Annotated in this window: 19 protein-coding genes; 10 read left to right on the top strand and 9 right to left on the bottom strand. The window is 68.0% G+C overall.

What is annotated here, in order from left to right:
- Window positions 1-23 precede the first annotated feature (23 nt).
- From AC1RNC_RS08640 to AC1RNC_RS08625, 4 genes are all read left to right on the top strand, one after another.
- Complete coding sequence (locus tag AC1RNC_RS08640; RefSeq protein ID WP_492885352.1) at window positions 24-713, top strand: hypothetical protein; 690 nt, start codon at window positions 24-26, stop codon at window positions 711-713.
- A gap of 20 nt (window positions 714-733) precedes the next feature.
- Window positions 734-1135 carry a hypothetical protein gene (locus AC1RNC_RS08635; protein ID WP_492885350.1) on the top strand — a complete coding sequence of 134 codons (402 nt, stop codon included), beginning with the start codon at window positions 734-736 and terminating at the stop codon, window positions 1133-1135.
- A gap of 158 nt (window positions 1136-1293) precedes the next feature.
- Window positions 1294-1785, top strand: a complete 492-nt coding sequence (gene ssb / locus AC1RNC_RS08630) for a single-stranded DNA-binding protein (RefSeq protein WP_492885348.1) — start codon at window positions 1294-1296, stop codon at window positions 1783-1785.
- Between the two features lie 173 nt (window positions 1786-1958).
- Window positions 1959-2810, top strand: coding sequence for a hypothetical protein (locus AC1RNC_RS08625; RefSeq protein ID WP_492885346.1), 852 nt, complete (start codon window positions 1959-1961; stop codon window positions 2808-2810).
- Here the strand turns inward: AC1RNC_RS08625 and AC1RNC_RS08620 are convergent.
- Complete coding sequence (locus AC1RNC_RS08620; protein ID WP_492885344.1) at window positions 2807-3352, bottom strand: GNAT family N-acetyltransferase; 546 nt, start codon at window positions 3350-3352, stop codon at window positions 2807-2809. The two genes, AC1RNC_RS08625 and AC1RNC_RS08620, sit on opposite strands and share 4 nt — an antisense overlap.
- Window positions 3353-3663: 311 nt before the next feature.
- Between AC1RNC_RS08620 and ppdK the strand changes: the two genes are divergently transcribed.
- The 3 genes from ppdK to AC1RNC_RS08605 all read left to right on the top strand — a co-directional run bounded on the left by ppdK (window position 3664) and on the right by AC1RNC_RS08605 (window position 8105).
- On the top strand, window positions 3664-6351 hold the full coding sequence (gene ppdK, locus AC1RNC_RS08615) for a pyruvate, phosphate dikinase (RefSeq protein WP_492885342.1): 2688 nt from the start codon (window positions 3664-3666) through the stop codon (window positions 6349-6351).
- Between the two features lie 89 nt (window positions 6352-6440).
- Window positions 6441-7103, top strand: coding sequence for a class I SAM-dependent methyltransferase (locus AC1RNC_RS08610; RefSeq protein WP_492885340.1), 663 nt, complete (start codon window positions 6441-6443; stop codon window positions 7101-7103).
- 87 nt (window positions 7104-7190) lie between these two features.
- Window positions 7191-8105 carry a DUF4861 family protein gene (locus tag AC1RNC_RS08605; protein ID WP_492885338.1) on the top strand — a complete coding sequence of 305 codons (915 nt, stop codon included), beginning with the start codon at window positions 7191-7193 and terminating at the stop codon, window positions 8103-8105.
- A gap of 111 nt (window positions 8106-8216) precedes the next feature.
- On the opposite strand, the gene wrbA is transcribed toward AC1RNC_RS08605, so the two are convergent.
- On the bottom strand, window positions 8217-8816 hold the full coding sequence (gene wrbA, locus AC1RNC_RS08600) for an NAD(P)H:quinone oxidoreductase (RefSeq protein WP_492839280.1): 600 nt from the start codon (window positions 8814-8816) through the stop codon (window positions 8217-8219).
- A 90-nt stretch (window positions 8817-8906) separates the two neighbouring features.
- Window positions 8907-9605 (bottom strand): pirin family protein, encoded by a 699-nt coding sequence (locus AC1RNC_RS08595; protein ID WP_492839278.1) that lies wholly within the window; start codon window positions 9603-9605, stop codon window positions 8907-8909.
- Between the two features lie 142 nt (window positions 9606-9747).
- Here AC1RNC_RS08595 and AC1RNC_RS08590 point away from each other — a divergent pair, with 142 nt between their 5' ends.
- Window positions 9748-10641, top strand: a complete 894-nt coding sequence (locus tag AC1RNC_RS08590) for a LysR family transcriptional regulator (RefSeq protein WP_492885335.1) — start codon at window positions 9748-9750, stop codon at window positions 10639-10641.
- Here the strand turns inward: AC1RNC_RS08590 and AC1RNC_RS08585 are convergent.
- From AC1RNC_RS08585 to AC1RNC_RS08575, 3 genes are all read right to left on the bottom strand, one after another.
- Window positions 10638-11123: a hypothetical protein gene (locus tag AC1RNC_RS08585; protein ID WP_492885333.1), complete on the bottom strand. Its 486-nt coding sequence runs from the start codon at window positions 11121-11123 to the stop codon at window positions 10638-10640. The two genes, AC1RNC_RS08590 and AC1RNC_RS08585, sit on opposite strands and share 4 nt — an antisense overlap.
- Window positions 11124-11206: 83 nt before the next feature.
- Entirely contained in the window at window positions 11207-12802 is a 1596-nt protein-coding gene (locus AC1RNC_RS08580; protein ID WP_492885331.1) for an ice nucleation protein, read from the bottom strand.
- Between the two features lie 87 nt (window positions 12803-12889).
- Window positions 12890-14230: an Hsp70 family protein gene (locus AC1RNC_RS08575; RefSeq protein ID WP_492885329.1), complete on the bottom strand. Its 1341-nt coding sequence runs from the start codon at window positions 14228-14230 to the stop codon at window positions 12890-12892.
- 200 nt (window positions 14231-14430) lie between these two features.
- Here AC1RNC_RS08575 and AC1RNC_RS08570 point away from each other — a divergent pair, with 200 nt between their 5' ends.
- Window positions 14431-15627, top strand: a complete 1197-nt coding sequence (locus AC1RNC_RS08570; protein ID WP_492885327.1) for a BaiN/RdsA family NAD(P)/FAD-dependent oxidoreductase — start codon at window positions 14431-14433, stop codon at window positions 15625-15627.
- A 39-nt stretch (window positions 15628-15666) separates the two neighbouring features.
- On the opposite strand, the gene AC1RNC_RS08565 is transcribed toward AC1RNC_RS08570, so the two are convergent.
- The 3 genes from AC1RNC_RS08565 to AC1RNC_RS08555 all read right to left on the bottom strand — a co-directional run bounded on the left by AC1RNC_RS08565 (window position 15667) and on the right by AC1RNC_RS08555 (window position 20275).
- Entirely contained in the window at window positions 15667-17943 is a 2277-nt protein-coding gene (locus AC1RNC_RS08565) for a DEAD/DEAH box helicase (RefSeq protein ID WP_492885524.1), read from the bottom strand.
- A 266-nt stretch (window positions 17944-18209) separates the two neighbouring features.
- Complete coding sequence (locus tag AC1RNC_RS08560; RefSeq protein WP_492885522.1) at window positions 18210-18842, bottom strand: DsbA family oxidoreductase; 633 nt, start codon at window positions 18840-18842, stop codon at window positions 18210-18212.
- Between the two features lie 107 nt (window positions 18843-18949).
- On the bottom strand, window positions 18950-20275 hold the full coding sequence (locus AC1RNC_RS08555) for a diguanylate cyclase domain-containing protein (RefSeq protein ID WP_492885325.1): 1326 nt from the start codon (window positions 20273-20275) through the stop codon (window positions 18950-18952).
- A gap of 204 nt (window positions 20276-20479) precedes the next feature.
- On the opposite strand from AC1RNC_RS08555, the gene AC1RNC_RS08550 reads away from it, so the two are divergent.
- Window positions 20480-21613, top strand: coding sequence for a CaiB/BaiF CoA transferase family protein (locus AC1RNC_RS08550; protein ID WP_492885323.1), 1134 nt, complete (start codon window positions 20480-20482; stop codon window positions 21611-21613).
- Window positions 21614-21772 lie beyond the last annotated feature (159 nt).

The following is a 21772-nucleotide window of genomic DNA, read 5'->3' as shown; positions in this document are numbered from 1 at the left end:
TCGACGCGTCGTAGCCAGGGGTCATGGACTTTCTGAAAGATCGCCGAACCCTCATCTTCGCTGGCGGTGGCGCGCTCGCGCTGCTGGCGGGCCTGGGCATCGCCGTGGCCCTGATGTCGGGCCACGACAAGAAACCGGACGAGGCTCCGCCGGCATCGCGGGGCGGTCTGATCGTCGAGACGGGACGTGACGACGACAGCAAGCTGGATCCCGCGCGTCCGCTGCGCTGTTTCGTGGGCGGCGCCTTCGTCGGCGAGATCACCCTGGCCGAATGCGCCAAGAAGAACGGCGTGGCCACCGGCGCCCTGGATGTCGGCGTCGATGAGACGGGCGCCCTGGCCGCCGCCGATCAGGCCGGCACGGTTCTGACCCCGCTGCCGCCGACCCCGACCGTCTCCGCGCCCGCCGTGACCCCGACGACGCCCGCGACGACGCCGGCCTCGTCGGCCAATACCGCGGCCAACACACCGCTCGGCGCCTGCTGGCGCTACGCCGGCAACGAATGGCGGCGCCTGCCCGGCGAGATCACCCTGAACGCTTGCGCCCAGCAGCTGTTCGGCGGCCGCTGCGAGAAGACTGGCGGCGCCACCTACGGCCGCTGGGGCGAGGAAACGCTGCGTCTGGTGCCGGGCCGAGTCGAGATCTCGTCGGACAACCGCAGCTTCCACACCGCGTTCGACCAGGGCCCGAACTGCTCTATCCCGAACGGCTGATAGGTTTATAGGTGTAATCCATGAGCAAGACCGTCCTCGCCGTCGCCGCCGTTCTGGCCGTTTCCAGTCTCGCGCTCGCGGGTTGCGAGAAGCAGACCAAGGCGCCGTTCGAGACGGGCGTCTGCTTCCAGGTGGCGACCAACAAGGACGGCACGCTGCGCTATAATCCGGTGGCCCGGAACGTGCCGCAGATGGAAGAGTGCGCCGCCACCCTGGAAGGCGTGCGCATGCGTTTCGTGCGCATGGGTCAGTCCAACAGCGCGGGCATGGTCGGCGCCTACCAAGGCTCGTTCATCTTCCTCGAGAAGGAAGGCATCTACGTCGGCCAGACCTATGAAGGTCCGCGCTTCATGTCGCTGGTCCGCACTGGCGATGGCCGCCTGGCCGTGCCGGGCGCCATCCGTCGCGAGCCCAGCCAGTAGCGTTCGGCGCCAAGGCGAGGACGGTCCGTCCGTCCACAGCCGTCTTCCCCGTCCACAAGAACGTTACAAGAACAAAACTTGCGCACGTCGTAAGCTCTCGTTAACGTCTCGCCTCAGATTCCGGCGCGAGGGTCGCCGGGCGAGAACAAGGGCGAGCGATGGCTGGCAGCGTCAACAAGGTCATTCTGGTGGGCAACCTCGGGGCCGATCCCGAGATCCGCAGCCTCGGTTCGGGCGACCGCGTCGCCAATCTCCGCATCGCCACCTCCGAGACCTGGCGTGACCGCACCAGCGGCGAGCGCAAGGAAAAGACCGAGTGGCACCGCGTCGTGATCTTCAACGACAACCTGGTGAAGGTCGCCGAGCAGTACCTGCGCAAGGGCTCGACGGTCTATATCGAGGGCGCGATCCAGACCCGCAAGTGGACCGACAACACCGGCGCCGAAAAGTACTCGACCGAGATCGTGCTGCAGAAGTTCCGCGGCGAACTGACCATGCTGGGCGGTCGCGGCGACAGCGCCGGCGCCTCGTCTGGCGGCGGCGGCGGTGACGAGTATGGCGGCGGCTATTCGGGCGGCGGCCAGCGCAGCCAACCCAGTGGCCCGCGCGAGAGCTTCTCGGCCGACCTGGACGACGAAATCCCGTTCTAGAGGACAGTGGAAGGCCGGCGGCGGCCGTTGGCGCCGTCGACGGCCGCTTCCACGGGGGCGAGCGGCGGGCGATCCGGAAGCGGTCGCCCGCCGCTTACGTTTCAGCTGCGCAATACGCTTGCCCTCAGTCAGAGGTTGTGTTTCCCTTTTCGCGTCTTAGAGGGGGATGCGCGATGCGATCCTGGTTTGCCGGCGTGGTCCTGGCCGCGATGGTTCCGATGTCGGCGTCGGCGCAGGATGTTCCGCCGCTGGTCTCCGATCCCCTGGTGGTCAAGGCCGCCAACCGCGCCCGAACCATGAACTATGTCCGCGCGGCGACCCGGCTGTCGGACGGCAGGGTTAGTCGGCGTGGGCCGGAGCTTTGTCCGGTCGTGGCCGGCGCCGCCAAGGATGTGAACGGCTACGTACGCTCGCGGCTGCGCCAGGTGGCGGGCGATGTCGGCCTGAGGTTCGAGGCCAGGAAGTGTTATCCCAACCTGCTGATCCTGTTCTCGCGTGAGCCGGAGGCCATGCTACAGCAGGCGCGCCAGCGCGGTAAGATCCGCTACGACATGGTCTCGATACCCCGCATCGACCGGTTCAAGGCCAACACCAATCCCGTGCGCTGGCTCAGTTACACCGGCGAGATCCCGGCCTATGGCGACATCGCGCCCGGCGGCGTCGTGTCGGGCGACAACAGCGGCGTTCTCAACGTACGCGCCGTGGATAGCCACATCATCCAACCGGTCGCGAGCCGGCTGCACTACAGTCTGGTGGTGGTGGACGCCCGCAAGGTCGATGGCGTCGAGATCGCTGCCCTGGCCGACTATGTCAGCCTGGTCGCCCTGGCCGATATTCGCCCCGACGCCACCCAGCCCGACCAGGCCTCGATCCTCAACCTGTTCGCCGAGCCCGGCGGACCCAAGCGCATGACGGCCTCGGACCAGGCCTATCTTCGCGGCCTCTACAAACTGAAGACCGACCGCGTCGCGCCCGATCAGCTGGGCGCCCTGGCCTCGGCCATGGCCACCGAACTCGAGCGCTAGTCCAGCAGATCCCCAGGCTTGGCCCAGCGATAGCGCACGACATCGACCTCCCGGCCGCCGGGGGCGGTCTCGCGATAGCGGGCCGTCTCCACGCCGCCCTTGCGGATGTAGAACCCGAGCGCGGCTTGATTGGGGGCGTAGACCTCCAGGTGCAGCGGCGCGCCGGCGTGGTCCTCGATCAGCCACCGCGCCACCTCGGCCAGCAGGGCCGTGCCCAGGCCGCCGCCCTTGCGCTCGGGCGCGACGTGCAGATTGTCGAGCAGAGCGCCCACCGCCGGGTTCAGTCGGAACGAGGCGTAGGCCAGACCGACCGGTTCGCCGCCCCCCATGGCCGCCAGGATCAGGTCGGTCGCCGGATCGAAGGTCTCGAACCGGGCGCGCCAGACAGCCCGCGAGACGTCGAACAGCGCGTGGTCCAGATAGGCGTCGCCATAGAGGCCGCGATAGGCGATCTGGCGGCTGCGCGTGTGGAGGTCGGCGAGAGCGTCCGCCTCATTTCGGGACGCGCCGAGTCGGACGATGTGCGGTTCCATGCACGCCATGGAAGCATTTCACGCCGCGAAGACAAGCCGCCGCGATCGTCCGGTTTCGGCTCAAGTCGCGGATTTGCGGCGCGATTGCTTGAAACCTCGCCAACTCATCCGAGCGGACAACGTTGTCATTGGAATTATTTGCCGAATTCTCTTGTGGAGCCATGGAACGCGAAGCGCCAGTGGACGCGTTCTTGGGCTAGATGCTACTGAGACGCCCGGATATTGCACTGCGGGATCACGACAAAGCAGCGCTGTTCCAGGGTGAGACGACCCCCTAAAGAGGGGCGCGGCCTTCTTCACTGATCGCAGGGTGAGAACATATGCCGGTTGAGACATTGACCAAGGCCCGTTGGGTTTATGCATTCGGCGGAGGCGGCGCGGACGGCGACGCCTCGATGAAGAACCTGCTTGGGGGGAAGGGCGCCAATCTCGCTGAGATGTCGTCCCTGGGCCTGCCGGTGCCGCCGGGCTTCACCATCACCACCGAGGCCTGCGTCCACTACTATTCCAACGGCAGACAGTATCCGGCCGAGCTGACCGAGCAGGTCGCCGCCGGCCTGGCCAGGGTCGAGGAGCTGACCGGCAAAAAGTTTGGCGACGTCGCCAACCCGTTGCTGGTCTCGGTGCGCTCGGGCGCGCGGGCCTCGATGCCGGGCATGATGGACACGGTGCTGAACCTTGGCCTCAACGACGAGACCGTCGAGGGCCTGGCCAAGCTGTCGGGCGACCGCCGCTTCGCCTATGACAGCTATCGCCGCTTCATCCAGATGTACTCGAACGTCGTGCTCAACCTCGAGCACCATATGTTCGAGGAGATCCTGGACGACCACAAGGAGCGCCTGGATATCAACGTCGACACCGGCCTGACCGCCGACGACTGGGCCCAGGTCATCAAGGACTACAAGGCCGCCGTTCAGGATCACCTGGGCAAGCCCTTCCCGCAGGACGCCCAGGAGCAGCTGTGGGGCGCCGTCGGCGCCGTGTTCGCCAGCTGGATGAACGACCGCGCCAAGTTCTATCGCCGCATGCACGACATCCCCGAGAGTTGGGGCACGGCCGTGAACATCCAGTCGATGGTGTTCGGCAATATGGGCGACACCTCGGCGACGGGGGTGGCCTTCACCCGCAACCCGTCGAACGGCGACAACCGCCTGTATGGCGAGTTCCTGATCAACGCCCAGGGCGAGGACGTGGTGGCGGGCATCCGCACGCCGCAGTCCCTGACCAAGGCCGCCCGCGAGGAGATGGGCGACGTCGCCCCCTCGATGGAAGAGGCGATGCCGGAGGTGTTCGCCCAGTTCAAGTCGGTGGTGGAGACGCTGGAGCGCCACTATCGCGACATGCAGGACATCGAGTTCACCGTCGAACGCGGCGTGCTCTACATGCTGCAAACCCGCAACGGCAAGCGCACCGCCAAGGCCGCGCTGAAAACGGCGGTCGACATGGCCGCCGAGGGCGTGATCAGCAAGGAAGAAGCGATCGGCCGCGTCGAGCCGGCCTCGCTGGACCAATTGCTGCACCCGACCATCGACCCGACCGCTCATCGCGACGTGATCACCACCGGTCTGCCGGCCTCGCCCGGCGCGGCGACCGGCAAGGTGGTCTTCGACAGCGACGCCGCCGAGAAAGCCGCCGCCGCCGGCGAAAGCGTCATCCTGGTGCGCGAGGAGACCTCTCCGGAAGATATCCACGGCATGCACGCCGCGCGCGGCATCATCACGGCCCGGGGCGGCATGACCAGCCACGCCGCCGTCGTGGCGCGCGGCATGGGCCGTCCCTGCGTCTCCGGCGCTGGCGACGTCTCGATCTTCCCCAAGGAAGGCCTGTTCCGGGCCCGTGGGCGCGAGTTCAAGGCCGGCGAGGTGATCACCATCGACGGCTCGACCGGCGAGATCCTGGCCGGTTCGCCGAAGATGATCGAGCCCGAGCTGACCGGCGACTTCGCGACTCTGATGGGCTGGGCCGACCAGGTCCGTCGCCTGAAGGTGCGGGCCAACGCCGAGACGCCGCTGGACGCCAAGACCGCCCGCCAGTTCGGCGCGGAGGGTATCGGCCTGTGCCGCACCGAGCACATGTTCTTCGACGACACCCGCATCGCCGCCGTGCGCGAGATGATCCTGGCCGACGACGAGAAGGGCCGCCGCGCGGCCCTGGCCAAGATCGCGCCGTTCCAGAAGGCCGACTTCGTCGAGCTGTTCACGATCATGGAAGGCCTGCCGGTCACGATCCGCCTGCTGGATCCGCCGCTGCACGAGTTCCTGCCGCACACCGAGGAGGACGTGGAAGCCGTGGCCACCGCCACCGGCCTCGACGCCGCCAAGCTGATGCGCCGCGCCAAGGAGCTGCATGAGACCAACCCGATGCTGGGCCACCGCGGCTGCCGCCTGGGCGTCTCCTACCCCGAAATCTACGAGATGCAGGTCCGCGCCATCATCGAGGCCGCCTGCGAGATCGCCAAGTCTGGCAAGGCCGCTCCCGTTCCCGAGATCATGCACCCGCTGGTCGCCAAGGGCGAGGAGATGAAGTACCTGCGCGACCTGACCGACCGTGTCGCCAAGGCGGTGCTGGAAGAGCAGGGCGTCGATCTGAAGTACACCGTCGGCACCATGATCGAGCTGCCCCGCGCGGCCCTGCGGGCCGGGGATCTCGCCGCCAACGCCGAGTTCTTCAGCTTCGGCACCAACGACCTGACCCAGACGACGTTCGGCATCAGCCGCGACGACGCCGGCAAATTCCTGGGCGCCTATATCGACAAGGGGATCTTCGAGAAGGATCCCTTCGTCAGCCTCGACCAGGAAGGCGTCGGCGACCTGATCCGCATCGCCGCCGAGCGCGGCCGCGCGGTCCGTCCCGACGTCAAGCTGGGCATCTGTGGCGAGCACGGCGGCGACCCGGCCTCGATCAGCTTCTGCGAGACGGTCGGCCTCGACTACGTGTCGTGCTCGCCCTACCGCGTGCCGATCGCGCGCCTGGCGGCGGCGCAGGCTGCGCTGGCCAACAAGAAGTAGGGGCCACAACAAGGCGTGGCTTAAGGGGCCCGGCGCTGGTCAGCGTCGGGCCCTTTTCCTATCCGGGTCCGAGGCATCGGGGGAATTCAATGGCCTATCTGCGCTGGCGTCGTTTCACCGAGCTTCTGTCGCTGGACCGACCGTGGCTGGGCGAGCTTTTCATGCGCAAGCGGGGCAAGCCGATCGTCGCCGCGCCGGTCGAGAAGTGGGATGCCGAGTACCAGGGTGGCGTCTACGACCGCCTGAGCCGCTCCGACCAGCGTCACCACCATCGCCTGCTGGCCGCCATGATCGCCGACCGCTGGCCTAATCCGCGCGTGCTGGAGATCGGGGCGGGCGAGGGGGTCTTCTACGAGGCCCTGCGCGCTCACCGGCCGGCCCGCTATGTCGGGGTCGACTTCTCCAGACCGGCTGTCGAGCGCGGCGAGGTGCGCCTCGCGCCGGAGATCGCCATTGGCGAGGTCAAGATGCTGCTAGGCGACGGCAGGACCTTCGCGACCGACGAGACGTTCGACGTCGTGGTGTTCTCCGAATGCCTCGAGCACCTGGGCGAGGTGGAGAACCTCGTCGCCCACTACGCCCCGAACCTCAAGTCTGGCGGCGCCGTGGGCCTAACCATGTGGCTGGCGCTCAAGCCCCTGCGCCTGTGGCATCGTCTGAAAGTGATGGGCGAGGTGCTGGACGAGGCGGTGATCAACACCCCCTGGGGCGGCGGCTGGCTGGTCGCCGTGGTGCGCGCCAAGGCCGGCTGAGGCGTTGGATTATCCAATCCTAGATTTTGGCTAGACCAATTTCCGGCGCGCGCTATACCGAAAGCACGACTTCTGGGAGGAAGCAGCATGCTGGCGATCCTGGCCTTCGCGGCCGCTCTCACACTGTCGTGGGGCGTGGCCCATGCGCAGGAACACGGCCCGGCCAAGCCGCTGGAGAAGCCCGACGCCGAGGGCCAGAAGCCGCGCGCCGCGGTCGTGCTGGCTCCGTACCGCTTCAACGACATCCTCTGGGAGAACGACCGCACCGCGCACAGGATCTACAGCCGCGATCTGGAGAAGGCTGAGCCGCCGTCGACTTCGGGCATCGACGCCTGGGGCAAGAGCGAGCGCTGGCCCTATATGGACCGCCAGCTGAAAACCGGAGATCAGCACGCCAACCACGGCGAGGGTCTCGATTTCTACGACGTCGGCACGGGCCGAGGCGCCGGCGGTCTGGGCGTCTGGCGGGATAACAAGCTTTGGACCTCGCGCAACTGGTCCAGCTGGAAGATGATCCAGAATGGCCCTGACGTGGCCAGGTTCAGCGTCGACTACGCGCCGTGGCCGGTCGATGTGGATCGCAAGGTCTGGGAGACGCGGACCTTCACCCTGCCGCTGGGCACAAACTTCACGCGGATGGTCTCGACCATCAGCTCCGACAAGCCGGGCCCTCTGGTGGTCGGCATCGGCATCAGCAAGCGCAAGCGCGCCAGCGGCTCGGGCGTGTTCAGGAAGGACCTGGCGCCCGGGCGCGTGACCTTCTGGGAGCCGGCGGATCCGGACAAGGGCTCGATGGCCATCGCCCTGATGGTCGATCCTAAGTCAGTCGTCGAGGTGCGCCAGGACTTCGACAACTACCTGATCCTGATCAAGGTCGAGCCGGGCAAGCCGTTCGTCTACTACATGGGCGCGGCCTGGGATAAGGGCCTGGACTTTCATACGCCGGCCGAGTGGGACGCCTATGTGACGGGCGCGAAGGCGGACTTCGACCCCAACCACTAGACCAAGACAGAACCGCCCCGAGGCGGGGGAGCCTCGGGGCGGTCGTTGGCCGTCCGCCATGGGGGAGGGTGCGGACGGCGGCTGGGGCTTTGGATCCCTTGGGGGGAGGGATCAGCCGTGCAGTTTCAGGGCGGTCTCGGCGATCTTGCGGCCTTGGTAGCGAGCGCCAGTCAGTTCGTTTTCGCTGGGCTGACGCGAACCGTCGCCGCCGGCGATGGTGGTGGCGCCGTAGGGGCTGCCGCCGGTGATTTCATCCAGCGTCATCTGGCCGGCGTGACCGTAGTCCATGCCCACGATCACCATGCCGAAGTGCAGCAGGTTGGTGATGATCGAGAACAGGGTGGTCTCCTGGCCGCCGTGCTGCGTCGCCGTCGAGGTGAACGCGCCGCCGACCTTGCCGTGCAGGGCGCCGCGGGCCCACAGGCCGCCGGCCTGGTCGAGGAAAGCCGCCATCTGCGAACTCATGCGGCCGAAGCGGGTGCCCGTGCCGACGATGATCGCGTCGTAGTCGGCCAGATCGGCGATGGAGGCCACCGGAGCGTCCTGATCGAGCTTGAAGTGGGCGTTCTTGGCGACTTCAGGCGGGGCGGTTTCCGGTACGCGCTTGATGTCGACGGTCGCGCCGGCCTCACGGGCGCCTTCGGCCACGGCCTTGGCCATGGTCTCGATGTGGCCGTACGAGGAGTAGTAGAGAACGAGAACCTTGGCCATTTGCGGCTTCCTTGAACGGGGTGTCGGTGAGGAAAGTCGGCGCGAGGATTTCAGTTTCCTCGCGCCGGCTCTTGAACGAAGCGGTCGCGCTTAGGCGGCGTCGACCAGGACCAGTTCGGCGTCTTCGAGAGCGGTGACGGTGATCACGTCCTCGTCCTTGATGCCGGCGCCGTCGCGGGCGTTCAGCTTGACGCCGTTGACCTCGACGACCCCGACGGCCGGGACCAGGTAGCCGCTGCGGTCCTTGCCTAGGGCGTAGGTGGTGCTCTCGCCGGCCTTCAGCGTCGCGCCCAGAACGCGGGCGTCGGTGCGGATCGGCAGGGCGTCGGCGTCATCCGAAAAGCCCGAAGCCAGGGTCACGAACTTGCCCGAGCGGTCGCCCTTCGGGAACGGCTTGGCGCCCCACGAGGGAGCCGCGCCGAAGGTCTTGGGCTCGATCCAGATCTGGAAGATCCGGGTGGTTTCCGGCTCGAGGTTGTACTCCGAGTGACGGATGCCCGTGCCAGCGCTCATCACCTGGACGTCGCCGGCTTCGGTGCGACCCTTGTTGCCCAGGCTGTCCTGGTGAGTGATCGCGCCGTCGCGGACATAGGTGATGATTTCCATGTCGCTGTGCGGATGCGGCGGAAAGCCCGTGTTCGGGGCGATTTCGTCGTCGTTCCACACCCGCAGGGCGCCCCAGTTCATGTTGCTGGGATCGTAGTAGCTGGCGAACGAGAAGTGGTGCTTGGCGTTCAGCCAACCGTGGTTGGCGCCGCCAAGCTTGTCGAACGGTCTGCGATCGATCATGGCTCTAACCTTTCTTTCCCTCTGGGCCGTGGCCCTCTGTTGCGCCGCGTCGGCGCGTCCTGTTGAGGAGAAGATAAGGGATCTCGCAGGATCCGAAATGGAAACTGTTGAAACTCATTGTTTCCAAAACTAAACTCTCATCATGTCCAAGCTGCCCGATCTCGAAGGCCTCGCCGTGTTCGCCAAGGTGGTGGAGCTGCGCTCGTTCGCCGCCGCCGCCGAGGAGCTGGCCATGTCCAAGGCCACGGTGTCGAAGGCGGTGACCCGCCTGGAGGAACGCCTGGGCGCGCGCCTCTTCAATCGCACTTCGCGCCGTCTGGCCTTGACCGACGCAGGCCAGTCCCTGGTCGAGCGCGCCAGCCGCGTGCTGGCCGAAGCGCAAGCCGCCGAGGAGGAAGCGTCCAGCCAGTCCTCGGCGCCGCGTGGAACGGTACGGATGGCCGTGCCGATGTCGCTGGGCATCACCACCCTGGGGCCGGCGCTGCCGGGATTCTTCGAGGCCTATCCGGATGTCTCGGTCGACCTGCACCTGTCGGACGCCACGGTCGACCTGGTCGGCATGGGCTTCGACCTCGCCCTGCGCGTGGCGTCGCTGCCAGACAGCTCATTGGTCGCCCGCCGCCTGCGGGGCGTAAAACGGCACGTCGTCGCCGCGCCGGCCTATTGGGAGAAGCACGGTCGGCCGGGCCACCCGGCGGGCCTGGCCGAGCATCGCGGCCTGACCTACGGGCACCAAGCCGCGCCCGAGACCTGGCGCTTCCAGCGCGGCGGCGAGGAAGCCTCGGTGCGCCCCAAGTCGGTGATCCGCGCCAATAACGGCGACGTGCTCGTTCCTTCGCTGATCGCTGGCGTCGGGGTGGCGGTGCTGCCGGACTTCATTGTCGGCCCGGCCGTGGCCGACGGCCGGCTGGAGGAGATCCTGGTCGACTGGACCGCCGCCCCGATCGCCCTGCACCTGGTCATGCCGCCCGGCGGCCCGCGTCCAGCACGGGTCGACGCCCTGGCCAACTACCTGGCCAAGACCCTGGGCCGCTAGCGCGCCCGCTTGAAGGTCAGGCTCTGGTCCGGCGGGCCGGACTGGCCGTCGACGTCCTGTTCGACCTTCAGCGTGTCGGCGTCGACCAGCCAGACCTTCATCGACTGCTTGCGGCCGCTCTTATTGCTGGTCACGGCGGTGATGCCGCTCTTCCCGTCGCGGCGGACGCTGATCATCACGATCTGGGTGTTGACCACGGCCTTGGTCGGCGTGCCATCCAGCGGCGCGTCGGCGAACTGAATGGCGGCCAGGCCGGTTTCGTCTTCCTCGATCAGCGTCCAGGCCAGGCTCTTGCCGTCGTCCTTGGTGATGTCGACCTCCGCGCTCAGCGGCGCGGGACCGGTCAGGGCCTCGTTGAAGCGCGAGGCCGCCAGATCGATCTTCCAGAGACCGATCGCGCCCAGCGGGCCAGTCTGAGCCAGGGCGGGCGCAGCGATCAGCAGGCTGGCGGCGGCGAGAACGGGAAGGGCGGATCGGATCATGCAACGCCTCCTTGGAGCGGAGCCATCAGACGCTGGAGCGACGCGCTTCGTCTAGAAGCTTTCCGCCCCGCGGGCTTTCCGACCTAAAGACTGGCGACCTGGGTCGGGGTCAGGGCGCCGACCTGCAGCGGGGTCATGACCGACAGGTTGGTTGACGACAGCCAGTCCAGCTGGGCCAGGGTCAGGCCCGGGATTTGGGCCGGCAGCAGGTAGCCGACCTGGGTCGTCGTCAGCCCCGCGATCACCGAGGTACCCAACGCGCCGATCTGGGTGGAGCTCAACGACTGGACCTGCGTCGCGGTGAGCTGGCTGAACTCGGCGTGCGAGAAGCTGCGCATCTGATAGGGCGACAGGCCCCTCAGCGCGCTGGTCGTCAGGGCGGTGACCTGGGTGGCCGACAAAGCCGCCAGGTCGGTGATCGAGATCGCGCCCAGCTGGGCGCTGGTCAGGGCGCGCACCTGCGTGGTCGAGAACTCGGCCATGTCCGCGGTCGTCAGGCCCGCCAGTTGGGTCGCCGTCAAGCCGGAGATCTGGGTCGTGCTGATCGTCTGGAAGGCGGTCGCGTCCAGGCCTGAGAGGTTCTCGACCGACAGGCCGCCGAACTGGTTGGAACTCAGGCTCAGGAACTGCGTCGTCGAGAGCTCGGCGAAGTCGGTGGCCGTCAGCCCGGCGATCTGGGTGGCGGCCAAGCCCGCCAACTGGGTCGGGGTCAGGGCCGCGATCTGGGTGGCCGACAGGGCGTTGAAGTTGTCGGTCGACAGCGCCGATAGCTGCCCCGCCGTGAAGCCCGCCACCTGGGTCGCGGTCAGCTTGGTGAAGTCGGTGACGCTCAACGTCCTGACCTGGGCGGCGGTCAGGCCGCCGATCTGGCTGGCGGTCAGGGCGGCGACCTTGGTGGCCGATAGCCCCGCGAAGCCGCTGCTGGACAGGCCCGCCAGCTGGGTGGCGGTCAGGGCCTTGAACTGGGTGTCGGACAGGGAGCCGGTCTGGGTGCTGCTCAGTCCGCCCAACTGCGCCGCCGAGAAGACGTTGAAGTCCGTATCGAGCTCGGTCAGCTGATCCAGGGACAGCGATCCGACCTGGGTGGCCGTCAGACCCTTCAGTTGGGTGGTCGACAGGGCGGCGAACTGCAGGTCGTCCAAGGCGGGGATCAGGGTGGCGGGCAAGGCCGACAGCTGGGTCGGCGACAGGGCCTGCAGCTGATCGGGCCACATCTCGCCCAGATCCTCCAGACGCATGGCGCCGATCTGCACGGCGGTCAGGCTCTTGACCTGGGTGGTGGTCAGAGCCGTGATCTGCGTGCCATCCAGGCCTGTGAAGTGTGTGGCGTCCAGCGCGCCGATCTGGGCCGCGCTCAGCTTCTCCAGCCGCTCGGTGTCCAGCTTGGCCAGCTGGGTCGAGGTCAGGGCGTTCAACTGCCCGCCGCTGAACGCCGCCAGCTGCTCGGCGTCGAAGATCAGGTTCTGGGCGAAGGCCGGGATCTGGGTGGCCGTCAGGCCCTTCACGGCGGTGTTCGACAGGGCCGAGACCTGGCTGGCCGACAGGCCGCCCAGCGCCGTGTTCGACAGCGCGGCGACCTGGGTGCTGGCCAGGGTCTCCAGCTTGGTGGTCGAGAGATTGGTGATCGTTGACGCCGACAGGGCGGCGATCTGGGCGGCGGAGAGGTACGAAATCGGCACTGGACTCGTTGCCCCACAAGGTCGCGACGCGAATCGTTCGCGTTACCTTATGTGAAACCCCGGATCGGGGCCATGCGACCGAAAGGTCTAGCCGGCCCGCATGGTCCACAGGTCGAGATCGTTCTCGCGGCCGATCAGGGCCAGGCCGGAGGCGATCGATTCGAACTCACCGCCGCTCTCGATCTTCTCGGCCCCGAACCGGCGCAGGAAGATCTCGCGCACGGCCGGCACGAACGAGCTGCCGCCGGTCAGGAAGACGCGGTCGACGCCGGCCTCGGTCAGGTTGGCGCGCTCAAGGGCCTCGCCGACGGCGGTCTCGATAGCGGCCAGCTCCGGGGCGATCCAGCTTTCGAACTCGCCGCGCTGGACCTGTTTCTCGATCTCGACCGAGCCGGCGGCGAAGTGAAACGTCGCCTCCGTCTGGGCCGACAGCGCCTCCTTCAGCGCCGAGACCGACTTGTAGAGGGCGTAGCCGTGGTTGCCGTCCAGCACCTCGATCAGGGCGGCGATCTTCTCCGGCTCCACGGCCGTCCGCTCCAGGGCGCGGATGTCGCGCATGTCCTTGGAGGCGCGCAGCAGGGCCAACTGGTCCCAGCGGGCGAAGGCGGCGTAGTAGCGCTGCGGTATGGGCAGGCTGTTGGAGAACGAGCGATAGTCCGAGCCCTTGCCCAGCTCGGGCGAGACCAGCTGGTCGATGATCCGGTAGTCGAAGGCGTCGCCGGCGATGCCGACGCCCGAGCGCGACAGCGGCGTCGAGCGCAGCGTGCCGTCGGCGTCGCGCTCGAAGCGGACCAGCGAGAAGTCGCTCGTGCCGCCGCCGAAGTCGGCCACCAGCACCGTGGCGTCCTGCTTCAGCTGCCGGGCGAAGAAGAAGGCCGCGCCGACGGGCTCGTAGGCGTAGCGGATGTCGGTGAAGCCCAGGCGCTTGAACGCTTCCTCATAGCGGTTTAGGGCCAGGCTCTCGTCCGGCGAGGAGCCGGCGAAGGTCACGGGGCGGCCGACGATGACCCTCGGGGGCAGGGCGTCCAGCTGGCCCGCCGCGTGCTCCTGCAGACGCAGCAGGAAGGCGGCCAGCAGGTCCTCGAACTGGTAGCGCTTGTTGAGGATCCGCGTCTCGGTAAAGGCCCTCGAGGCGGCGAAGGTCTTGAACGACTGGATGAACCGCGTCTCCAGCGGATCTTCCAGATAGGACTCGATGGCCCAGGGGCCGGCCTCTACCACGCGTTCGTTCGCGGCGCCGGCCTCGCCCTGGACGCTGTGGAAGCTCAGCGCCGAGCGGAAGGCGAACAGGTCGCGGTTGTCGATGGAGAAGCGGACCAGATGCGCGTCATCGTCGCCGCGCGTCAGCGAAACGACGGTGTTGGTGGTGCCAAAGTCGACGCCAATGGTCGGCGCGCCAGTCTTCGGCGCGGGGGGGGCGGCCGTCATGGGATGGCTCGATGTTGTCAGTCGGGAGGGGCGTGCGTCGTAGCGCCTCTCGCGGGAAGGTCAAGCGTTCTGGCCGCCTTTGAGCATTCATTCGCGGCGGGGCGCCCACGTATCGACGCGCGGTGATCTATCGCCACGGGGCTGATTGACTTCCCGACGCGCGTCCGGTCGAACGGACGCGAACAAATATTGGGAAGACCTTGGAAAACTTCGACGTCCTGGTGATCGGCGCGGGCGCCGCCGGTATGATGTGCGCCATAGAGGCCGGCAAGCGCGGGCGCTCGGTGCTGATCGTGGACCACGCCAAGGCGCCAGGCGAGAAGATCCGCATCAGCGGCGGCGGCCGATGCAATTTCACCAACACCGGCGCGTCGATCCATAATTTCCTGTCGGCCAACCCGAAGTTCGCCCTGTCGGCTCTGCGCCGCTATAGGCCGAAGGATTTCATCGCGCTCGTCGAGCGGTACGGCATCGCCTATCACGAGAAGACCCTGGGGCAGCTGTTCTGCGACGGCTCGGCCAAGCAGATCATCGACATGCTGCTGACCGAGATGAAGGCCGCCGGCGTCAAGCTGCGGCTGGAAACGGGCTTCCAGGACGTGGCCAAGACCGAGACCGGCTTCGAGGTTGAACTATCTTCCGGCGCGGTGCGCTGCGCGTCACTTGTGGTGGCTTGCGGCGGCAAGTCGATCCCGAAGATGGGCGCGACGGGACTGGGCTACGAGATCGCCAAGCAGTTCGGGCTGAACATCGTCGAGACGCGTCCGGCGCTGGTCCCTCTGACCTTCGAGGCCGGAATGCTGGCGCGCTTGACGCCGCTGTCGGGCGTGGCGCTGGACGCCGTGGTCGCCCACGGCAAGACCAAGTTTCGCGAAGGGATGCTATTTACGCATCGAGGCCTGTCCGGGCCCTCGATCCTGCAGATCTCGTCCTACTGGCGCGAGGGCGACGAGATCCGGGTCGACATGGCGCCGGGCGTCGACGCGCTGGCGGCGCTGAAGGCGGCCCGCACGGCGACTCCCCGCCAGGCGGTCGCCACGGTGCTCTCGACCCTGCTGCCCAAGCGCGTGGCGCAACTCATCGCCGACGATGAGGAGGGCGCGCCCGAAAGCAAAAGGGGGGGAAACATCGCCGACTGTTCCGACAAGGTGCTGGGCCGGCTGGCCGCGGCGGTCAACGCCTGGACCTTCAAGCCGGTCGGCTCGGAAGGCTATCGCACGGCGGAAGTGACGCTGGGCGGCGTCGATACGGACGCCCTGGACTCGCGCACCCTGGAGGCCAAGGCCGTGCCGGGACTCTATTTCATCGGCGAGGTCGTCGACGTCACCGGCTGGCTGGGCGGCTATAACTTCCAGTGGGCCTGGGCGTCCGGCTGGTCGGCGGGACAGGCCGCATAGGAAAAATCCTCCCCCGTGAGGGGGAGGATCTTCGTCTAACTACTTCTTCTTGAACGGCTTACCGGCCGGCTTGCCGTCGAAGCTCTTGGCCTTGAAGGGCTTGGGGCCCTTGAACGGCTTGCCGGGCCCCGCGTCGTCGCGCTTACCGGCATAGGGCTTGGGCGTGTACGGCTTGGCGCCGGCGGCGTTGTCGCCGAACGCTTTCTTGAAGGGCTTCTTAGGGCCATCGCCGTCCGGACGCGGCGCGCGCTTAAATTCGCGCGGTGCATCAGCGCCGGCCTCGGCGCGCGGCTTGTAGGCGCGCTTCGGGCTGTCGGCGTCCTGCGGCGAGTAGGGACGCGGCGCTTCGTCTCGCGGGGCGCGTGGTTTGAAATCACGCGGCGCGTCATCGCCGCGCGGGGCGCGGGGCTTGAACTCGCGGGGCTTGTAGTCGCCCTTCGGCTCTTCGCCGCGCCCATACGGCTTGGCGTTGCTGACGCCGTCGTCGCCATAGCTGGACGGACGCGGGGTATGATCGCGCGAGCCCGGCGCGTTGGCGCGCGGCGCACGCGGCGCGTCGTCACGGGGCGGACGGGGCTTGTACTCACGCGGCGCGGCGTCGTCGCGCGCACCATGTTCGCGAGGAGGGCGCGGCGCATATTCGCGACGCGGGCCGGCTTCGCGGGCGGCCGGCGCCGTGGTCGGGGTGATCGAGACGTCCTCACGCACCGTCTGCTGGACCGCCGCGCCGAACTTCACGGCCGCCTCGGCCGAGATCTCGAACTTGGTGTCGTAGTCGAAGATCCGGATCGCGCCGATGTCCTTCTTGGTGATGTGGCCAAGGCGGCAGATCAGCGGGATCAGCCACTTGGGGTCGGCGTTGTTGCGGCGACCGGTGTTGAGACGGAACCACTCCGAACCGTCCATGCTGACGCGAGGCTCGCGCTCGGGACGGTCGCCAAAATCGCGCTCACCGCCGAATTCACGCGGCTCACGGCCGCGCGGACCCGGATCGGCGCCGTGGCGCGGGTCGTCGTAGATTTCTTCGGGGGCCGGCAGCTTGGCGCGACGGGCGCGGATCAGGGCGGCGGCCAGCTCTTCCGGCGTGCGCTTTTCCAGCATGGCGGCGACCAGGCCGGCGTCGTCCTCGTTGGCGGGCTCGGAGAAGATCGGATCGTCGAGCAGGCGCTCGGTGTCCTTGACGCGGATCTCGTCGGCGGTCGGGGCGCCGCCCCATTGACCTTCGACGCCGGCGGCCATCAGCAGCTGCTCGGCCTTGCGGCGGCGGGTGTAGGGGACGACCAGGGCCGAGACGCCCTTCTTGCCGGCCCGGCCGGTGCGGCCCGAACGGTGCAGCAGGGTGGCCTTGTTGACCGGCAGCTCGGCGTGGATGACCAGGCCGAGGTCCGGTAGGTCGAGGCCGCGCGCGGCGACGTCGGTGGCGACGCAGACGCGGGCGTGTCCGTCGCGCAGGGCCTGCAGGGCGTCGGCGCGTTCGCGCTGGGAAAGCTCGCCCGAGAGGCCGACGACGTCGAAACCGCGCTCGCGCAGCTTGGAATGCAGCGAGCGGACGCTCTCACGAGTGTTGGCGAACACCAGGGCGCCGGGGCTTTCGAAATAGCGCAGCAGGTTGACGACCGCGTGCTCGACCTCGTTGGGCGCGACGCGGACGGCGCGATATTCGATATCACGGTGCGGCTCGTTGCGGCCGATGGTGTCGATGCGGATGGCGTCGTTCTGGTAGCTCTTGGCCAGTTGCACGATGTCGCGCGCCAGGGTCGCCGAGAACAGCAGGGTGCGGCGCTTGGCCGGCGCGGCGTCGAGGATGAACTCCAGGTCCTCGCGGAAGCCCATGTCGAGCATCTCGTCGGCCTCGTCGAGGACGGCGACCTTCAGCTCCGACAGGTCCAGGTGACCGCGCTCGATGTGGTCGCGCAGGCGGCCCGGGGTGCCGACGACGATGTGGGCCCCGTAGTTCAGGGCGCGCTGTTCGCGGCGAGCGTCCATGCCGCCGACGCAATTGACCACCACGGCCATGGCCTGGGCGTAGAGCCACGTCAGCTCGCGATTGACCTGGATGGCCAGCTCGCGGGTCGGGGCGATGACCAGGGCCAGCGGGGCGGCGGCGCGGCCAAAGATCTCTTCGTCGCCCAGCAGGGTGGGGGCGGCGGCCAGGCCGAAAGCCACGGTCTTGCCAGAGCCGGTCTGGGCGCTGACCAGCAGGTCGCGGCCCTCGGCGTCGGCTTCCAGCACGGCGGCCTGGACGGGGGTGGGCTCGAGGTAGCCTTGAGCGGCGAGAGCCCGCTCGAGAGCGGGGTGGGAGGCGGGGAAGGGCATATGGGTCCAGTTCATTTGCGGGCCGCACACACAAACGCGCGGCTCGCGCCAATGACCAAATCGGGCCCCCTGAAGCCTGTAACGCTTCCCTCGGACCGCTTCTTGGTCGAATTCAAACGAAAATAGCCTCGTTTCGCGGTCGGGACGACTCCCAGACGGAGAAACGAGGCTTGATGAGCGGCCTTATGCGCTTGTCGCGGCGCAAAAAGCAAGCGGCTTGAAGTTTGGCGTCTCTCGAGGCCGACCCGGATGCTTGGCGGGCGCGATCAGGAGGCCGACGCCAGCGCTTGGTCAATCGCCTGGGCGATGCGTTCCGGGGATTCGGCCCCGACCACGGCGAGCTTGCCCGCGAAGATGGCGAACGGCACGCCCGTGACGCCGCCCTGCACGGCCATGGCGTGTTCGCGAGCCACGGCCTCCTTGTCGGCGCCTTCCGACAGCAGTTGCAGCACGACCATCCGCTCCATGCCGACGGCCTCGGCGATGTCGCCCAGCACCATCGGGTCGCCGATGTCGAGGCCGTCGGTGAAATAGGCCTTGAACAGCGCCTCGACGACCTCGTCCTGCGCGCCCGCCGTCAGGGCCCAGCGGATCAGGCGATGGGCGGCGTTGGTGTTGGGTGAGAACTCGATCGCCTCGAAGTCGAAGCGGATGCCTTCCTCGGCGCCGCCCTCGACCAGGGTCGCGTGGGCGGCTTTCAGCTTCTCTGGGTCCTTGAACTTGCTGGCCATGTACTGTTTGCGGTCGACGCCTTCCTCGGGAAGCGTCGGGTCCAATTGGTACGGCCGCCAGATCAGCTTGGCCTCGACGTCGGGGCGCAGGGCCAGGGCCGACTTCAGACGTCGCCAGCCGAGATAGCACCAGGGGCAGACCACGTCGGCGACGACGTCGATGATCATCGGGGCGGTCTGGGACTGCTGGGCCACGGCTTACTCCTCGGGAACTGATGTCCGCTACAGGACAGGTTCCATATAGGAGCTGCCGTTACGGCGCCCAAGCGCGCGGTTCAGCTGGCCTCACGGCGCAGGGCGTTGGCGGCGGCGCGCTCCAGGGTCCGGACGGCGCTTTCGCCGCGCTGGACTTCGGCCACACCGATATCGAACTCGCAGACGAACGGCGGGCGGTCCTCGCCAGCGTCGAAGGCGGTGCAGCCGATCACGGCGGCGATCCGTTCCGCGGCGGCCTTGGCCGCGCCCAGATTGGTCGCGGGCAAGGCCAGGGCGAAGACTTCGGTGGCCAGGCGGGCCGAGGTGTCCTCGACGCGGACCAGGCGGCCGATCATCGAGCCGATCTGCGGGATGGCGCGGTCCAGCCACCCGTTCTGGCGAGCCCAGACGGTCTCGGGCTTGTCGGCGACGCGCAGCACGCAGATCGACAGCGGCCGGGCGCGCTCGGTCGCGGCCTTGGCCAGGCGCGCCAGGTGGGCGGCGAACAGGTCGCGGGTGAAGAGGCCTGTGGCGGCGTCCATCAGGCCCGAGCTGCGGGCCTTTTCCAGGGCGCCGCGGATGGATTCGCCGCGCCGGTAGCTGCGGGCCAGCTCCATGACGCGCAGGGCCGTCTCGACCTCGGGCGTCTCGGGCGAGGCCACGTCGGAGACGCCGCGATGGAACGCCTCGGACATGGTCACGTAGCTTTCGGCCTTCAGGTAGAGCAGGGCCGGGATGTGGAAGAGGCGGGTGTTGCGGCGCATGCCGGCCGCGATCGACAAGGCTTCCTGTTGGCTGTCGCCGGCCCACAGGACCACGGAGTCGAAGGCCCGTTCGTGCAGATAGTCGAAGGCGGTATAGGCGGTGAAGGCGCCGACCACCTCGGCGCCGCTGGCCTGCAGGGCGTTCGACAAAGCCAGGAACTGCGGGGCCGGCTCGCCGACCGCCAGGATACGGATCGGGGTGTCGAGCGGTTCGGGGAGATCGAGGCGTCGGCCGCGCTCGCCGAAGGTCTCCAGACGTAGCTCGAACTCTTCCTCGGCGATGGCGGTGCGCACCAGGCTCTCCAGGCGCAAGGCGGCCTGGGACGGGTGCAGCGGCGGCGAGAGGGTCAGGTCGAACGCCTGATTGCGATAGTCGCCGTCGGGATCGCCGATGGCGATGACCGGCAGGCGGCGCGGAGCCACGGCGGCCTTCAGCCGACGGGCCAGGGTCTGGGTCTCGGGACCGGCGCTGGCCAGGTCGACGATGACGGCCTCGATCGGCAGGTCGCCCAGGGCGGCGAGGGCGGCGTACGGGCCGCGAGCGGTGATCGTGCGCCAGCCCAACCGGTCCAGCCCTTCGGCCAGCGGTCCGGCGCGAACATCGTCGCGCGCCACGATCAGGATCCGGGCGTCAACCGCCAAACCAACCTCCGCCCGAAATCCCGCGCGACCGCCCACAACGGTCCCTGAGATTCGACGCTGCAACATAGCAGAGGCTTTGCGTGGTCAAAGGTACGGAACGCCGCAGTTCGGAGCTAATCCTATCGGGGCTTGCCTGACCGAACGTCAGGGCCGTTCTAGTGGCCGCAACCGGCCGTCCGAAGAGCGCCGGAAGGGAGACGTATCATGGGCCAGGGGCCGCTTTCGGGACTGAAGATCGTCGAGTTCGCCGGCATCGGTCCGGGACCGTTCTGCGGCATGCTGCTGTCGGACCTCGGCGCGGACGTGGTGCGGATCGACCGCAAGGGCCAGGGCCAGGGTCGCGGCTCGCCGGCCGACGTCACGGCGCGCGGGCGTCGCTCGGTGGCCCTGGACCTCAAGCATCCCGAGGCGATCGAGACCTGCCTCAAGCTGCTGGACCATGCCGACGGTCTGATCGAGGGCTTCCGACCGGGCGTCATGGAGCGGCTGGGCCTGGGTCCGGACGTGGTTCTGGCCCGCAATCCGAAGCTCGTCTATGGCCGCATGACCGGCTGGGGTCAGACGGGTCCCTACGCCAAGGCCGCCGGCCACGACATGAACTACATCGCCATCACCGGGGCCCTGGCCGCGATCGGCACAAGCGACAAGCCCGTGCCGCCGCTGAACCTGGTCGGGGACTTCGGAGGCGGGGCGCTCTACCTGGCCTTCGGCCTGCTGGCCGGGGTGATCCACGCCCGCGCCACGGGGCAGGGCCAGGTGATCGACTGCGCGATGAGCGACGGCGCAGCCTCACTGATGGCCATGTTCTACGGCTTCAAGGCCGGCGGCATGTGGAACGAGGGCCGGCGGACCAACCTGCTGGATGGCGGCGCGCACTTCTACGACACCTACGAGTGCGCCGATGGCAAGTGGATCTCGATCGGCTCGATCGAACCGCAGTTCTACCTGCTTCTCTTGGAAAAGACGGGGATTTCCGACCCGCAGTTCCAGCATCAGATGAGCCGCGAGGAGTGGCCGCAGCTGCGTGAGAAGCTGGCCGCCGTCATCAAGACCAAGTCACGCGACGACTGGTGCGCGATCATGGACGCCACCGACGTCTGCTTCGCCCCGGTCCTGACCATGGACGAGGCGCCCAAGCACGCCCACAACGCCGCCCGCGAGACCTTCGTCGAGGTGGAGGGCGTCGTTCAGCCGGCTCCCGCGCCGCGCTTCTCGGCCACGCCCGGCGTCATCCAGGGGCCGCCGCCGAAGATCGGCGCCCACAATGACGAGGCCCTGGCCGATTGGGGCTTCTCGGCCGACGCCATCGCCGGGCTGAAGGCGGCCGGAGCGCTCTGAAACCTGCTGATCGCGTTCAGGTTCGGTTCAGGCGCGAAGTCCCAGGTTGCGTGTGTCGACCGGCCGTCGCGCCATCCGTCCCTCGATGCGGCGGTCGGTTCACAGGTGCTTCCTGCGGAGACGCGTCGCCTTCCCAAAGGCGGCGCGTCTTTGACTCTG

It is taken from the genome of Caulobacter sp. GW822-FHT01G02 (genome assembly GCF_058802865.1).
This window is presented reverse-complemented; position numbering and strand designations above follow the sequence as displayed.

Excerpts from the sequence above, each read along its gene's own strand:
- AC1RNC_RS08620 (WP_492885344.1), bottom strand. The coding sequence starts at position 3,352 with ATGGCGTGCATGGAACCGCACATCGTCCGACTCGGCGCGTCCCGAAAT.
- AC1RNC_RS08585 (WP_492885333.1), bottom strand. The coding sequence starts at position 11,123 with ATGATCCGATCCGCCCTTCCCGTTCTCGCCGCCGCCAGCCTGCTGATC.
- AC1RNC_RS08575 (WP_492885329.1), bottom strand. The coding sequence starts at position 14,230 with ATGACGGCCGCCCCCCCCGCGCCGAAGACTGGCGCGCCGACCATTGGC.
- AC1RNC_RS08560 (WP_492885522.1), bottom strand. The coding sequence starts at position 18,842 with ATGATCATCGACGTCGTCGCCGACGTGGTCTGCCCCTGGTGCTATCTC.
- AC1RNC_RS08635 (WP_492885350.1), top strand. The coding sequence starts at position 734 with ATGAGCAAGACCGTCCTCGCCGTCGCCGCCGTTCTGGCCGTTTCCAGT.
- wrbA (WP_492839280.1), bottom strand. The coding sequence starts at position 8,816 with ATGGCCAAGGTTCTCGTTCTCTACTACTCCTCGTACGGCCACATCGAG.
- AC1RNC_RS08565 (WP_492885524.1), bottom strand. The coding sequence starts at position 17,943 with ATGCCCTTCCCCGCCTCCCACCCCGCTCTCGAGCGGGCTCTCGCCGCT.
- ppdK (WP_492885342.1), top strand. The coding sequence starts at position 3,664 with ATGCCGGTTGAGACATTGACCAAGGCCCGTTGGGTTTATGCATTCGGC.
- AC1RNC_RS08550 (WP_492885323.1), top strand. The coding sequence starts at position 20,480 with ATGGGCCAGGGGCCGCTTTCGGGACTGAAGATCGTCGAGTTCGCCGGC.
- AC1RNC_RS08640 (WP_492885352.1), top strand. The coding sequence starts at position 24 with ATGGACTTTCTGAAAGATCGCCGAACCCTCATCTTCGCTGGCGGTGGC.
- AC1RNC_RS08610 (WP_492885340.1), top strand. The coding sequence starts at position 6,441 with ATGGCCTATCTGCGCTGGCGTCGTTTCACCGAGCTTCTGTCGCTGGAC.
- AC1RNC_RS08605 (WP_492885338.1), top strand. The coding sequence starts at position 7,191 with ATGCTGGCGATCCTGGCCTTCGCGGCCGCTCTCACACTGTCGTGGGGC.
- AC1RNC_RS08590 (WP_492885335.1), top strand. The coding sequence starts at position 9,748 with ATGTCCAAGCTGCCCGATCTCGAAGGCCTCGCCGTGTTCGCCAAGGTG.
- AC1RNC_RS08625 (WP_492885346.1), top strand. The coding sequence starts at position 1,959 with ATGCGATCCTGGTTTGCCGGCGTGGTCCTGGCCGCGATGGTTCCGATG.
- AC1RNC_RS08595 (WP_492839278.1), bottom strand. The coding sequence starts at position 9,605 with ATGATCGATCGCAGACCGTTCGACAAGCTTGGCGGCGCCAACCACGGT.
- ssb (WP_492885348.1), top strand. The coding sequence starts at position 1,294 with ATGGCTGGCAGCGTCAACAAGGTCATTCTGGTGGGCAACCTCGGGGCC.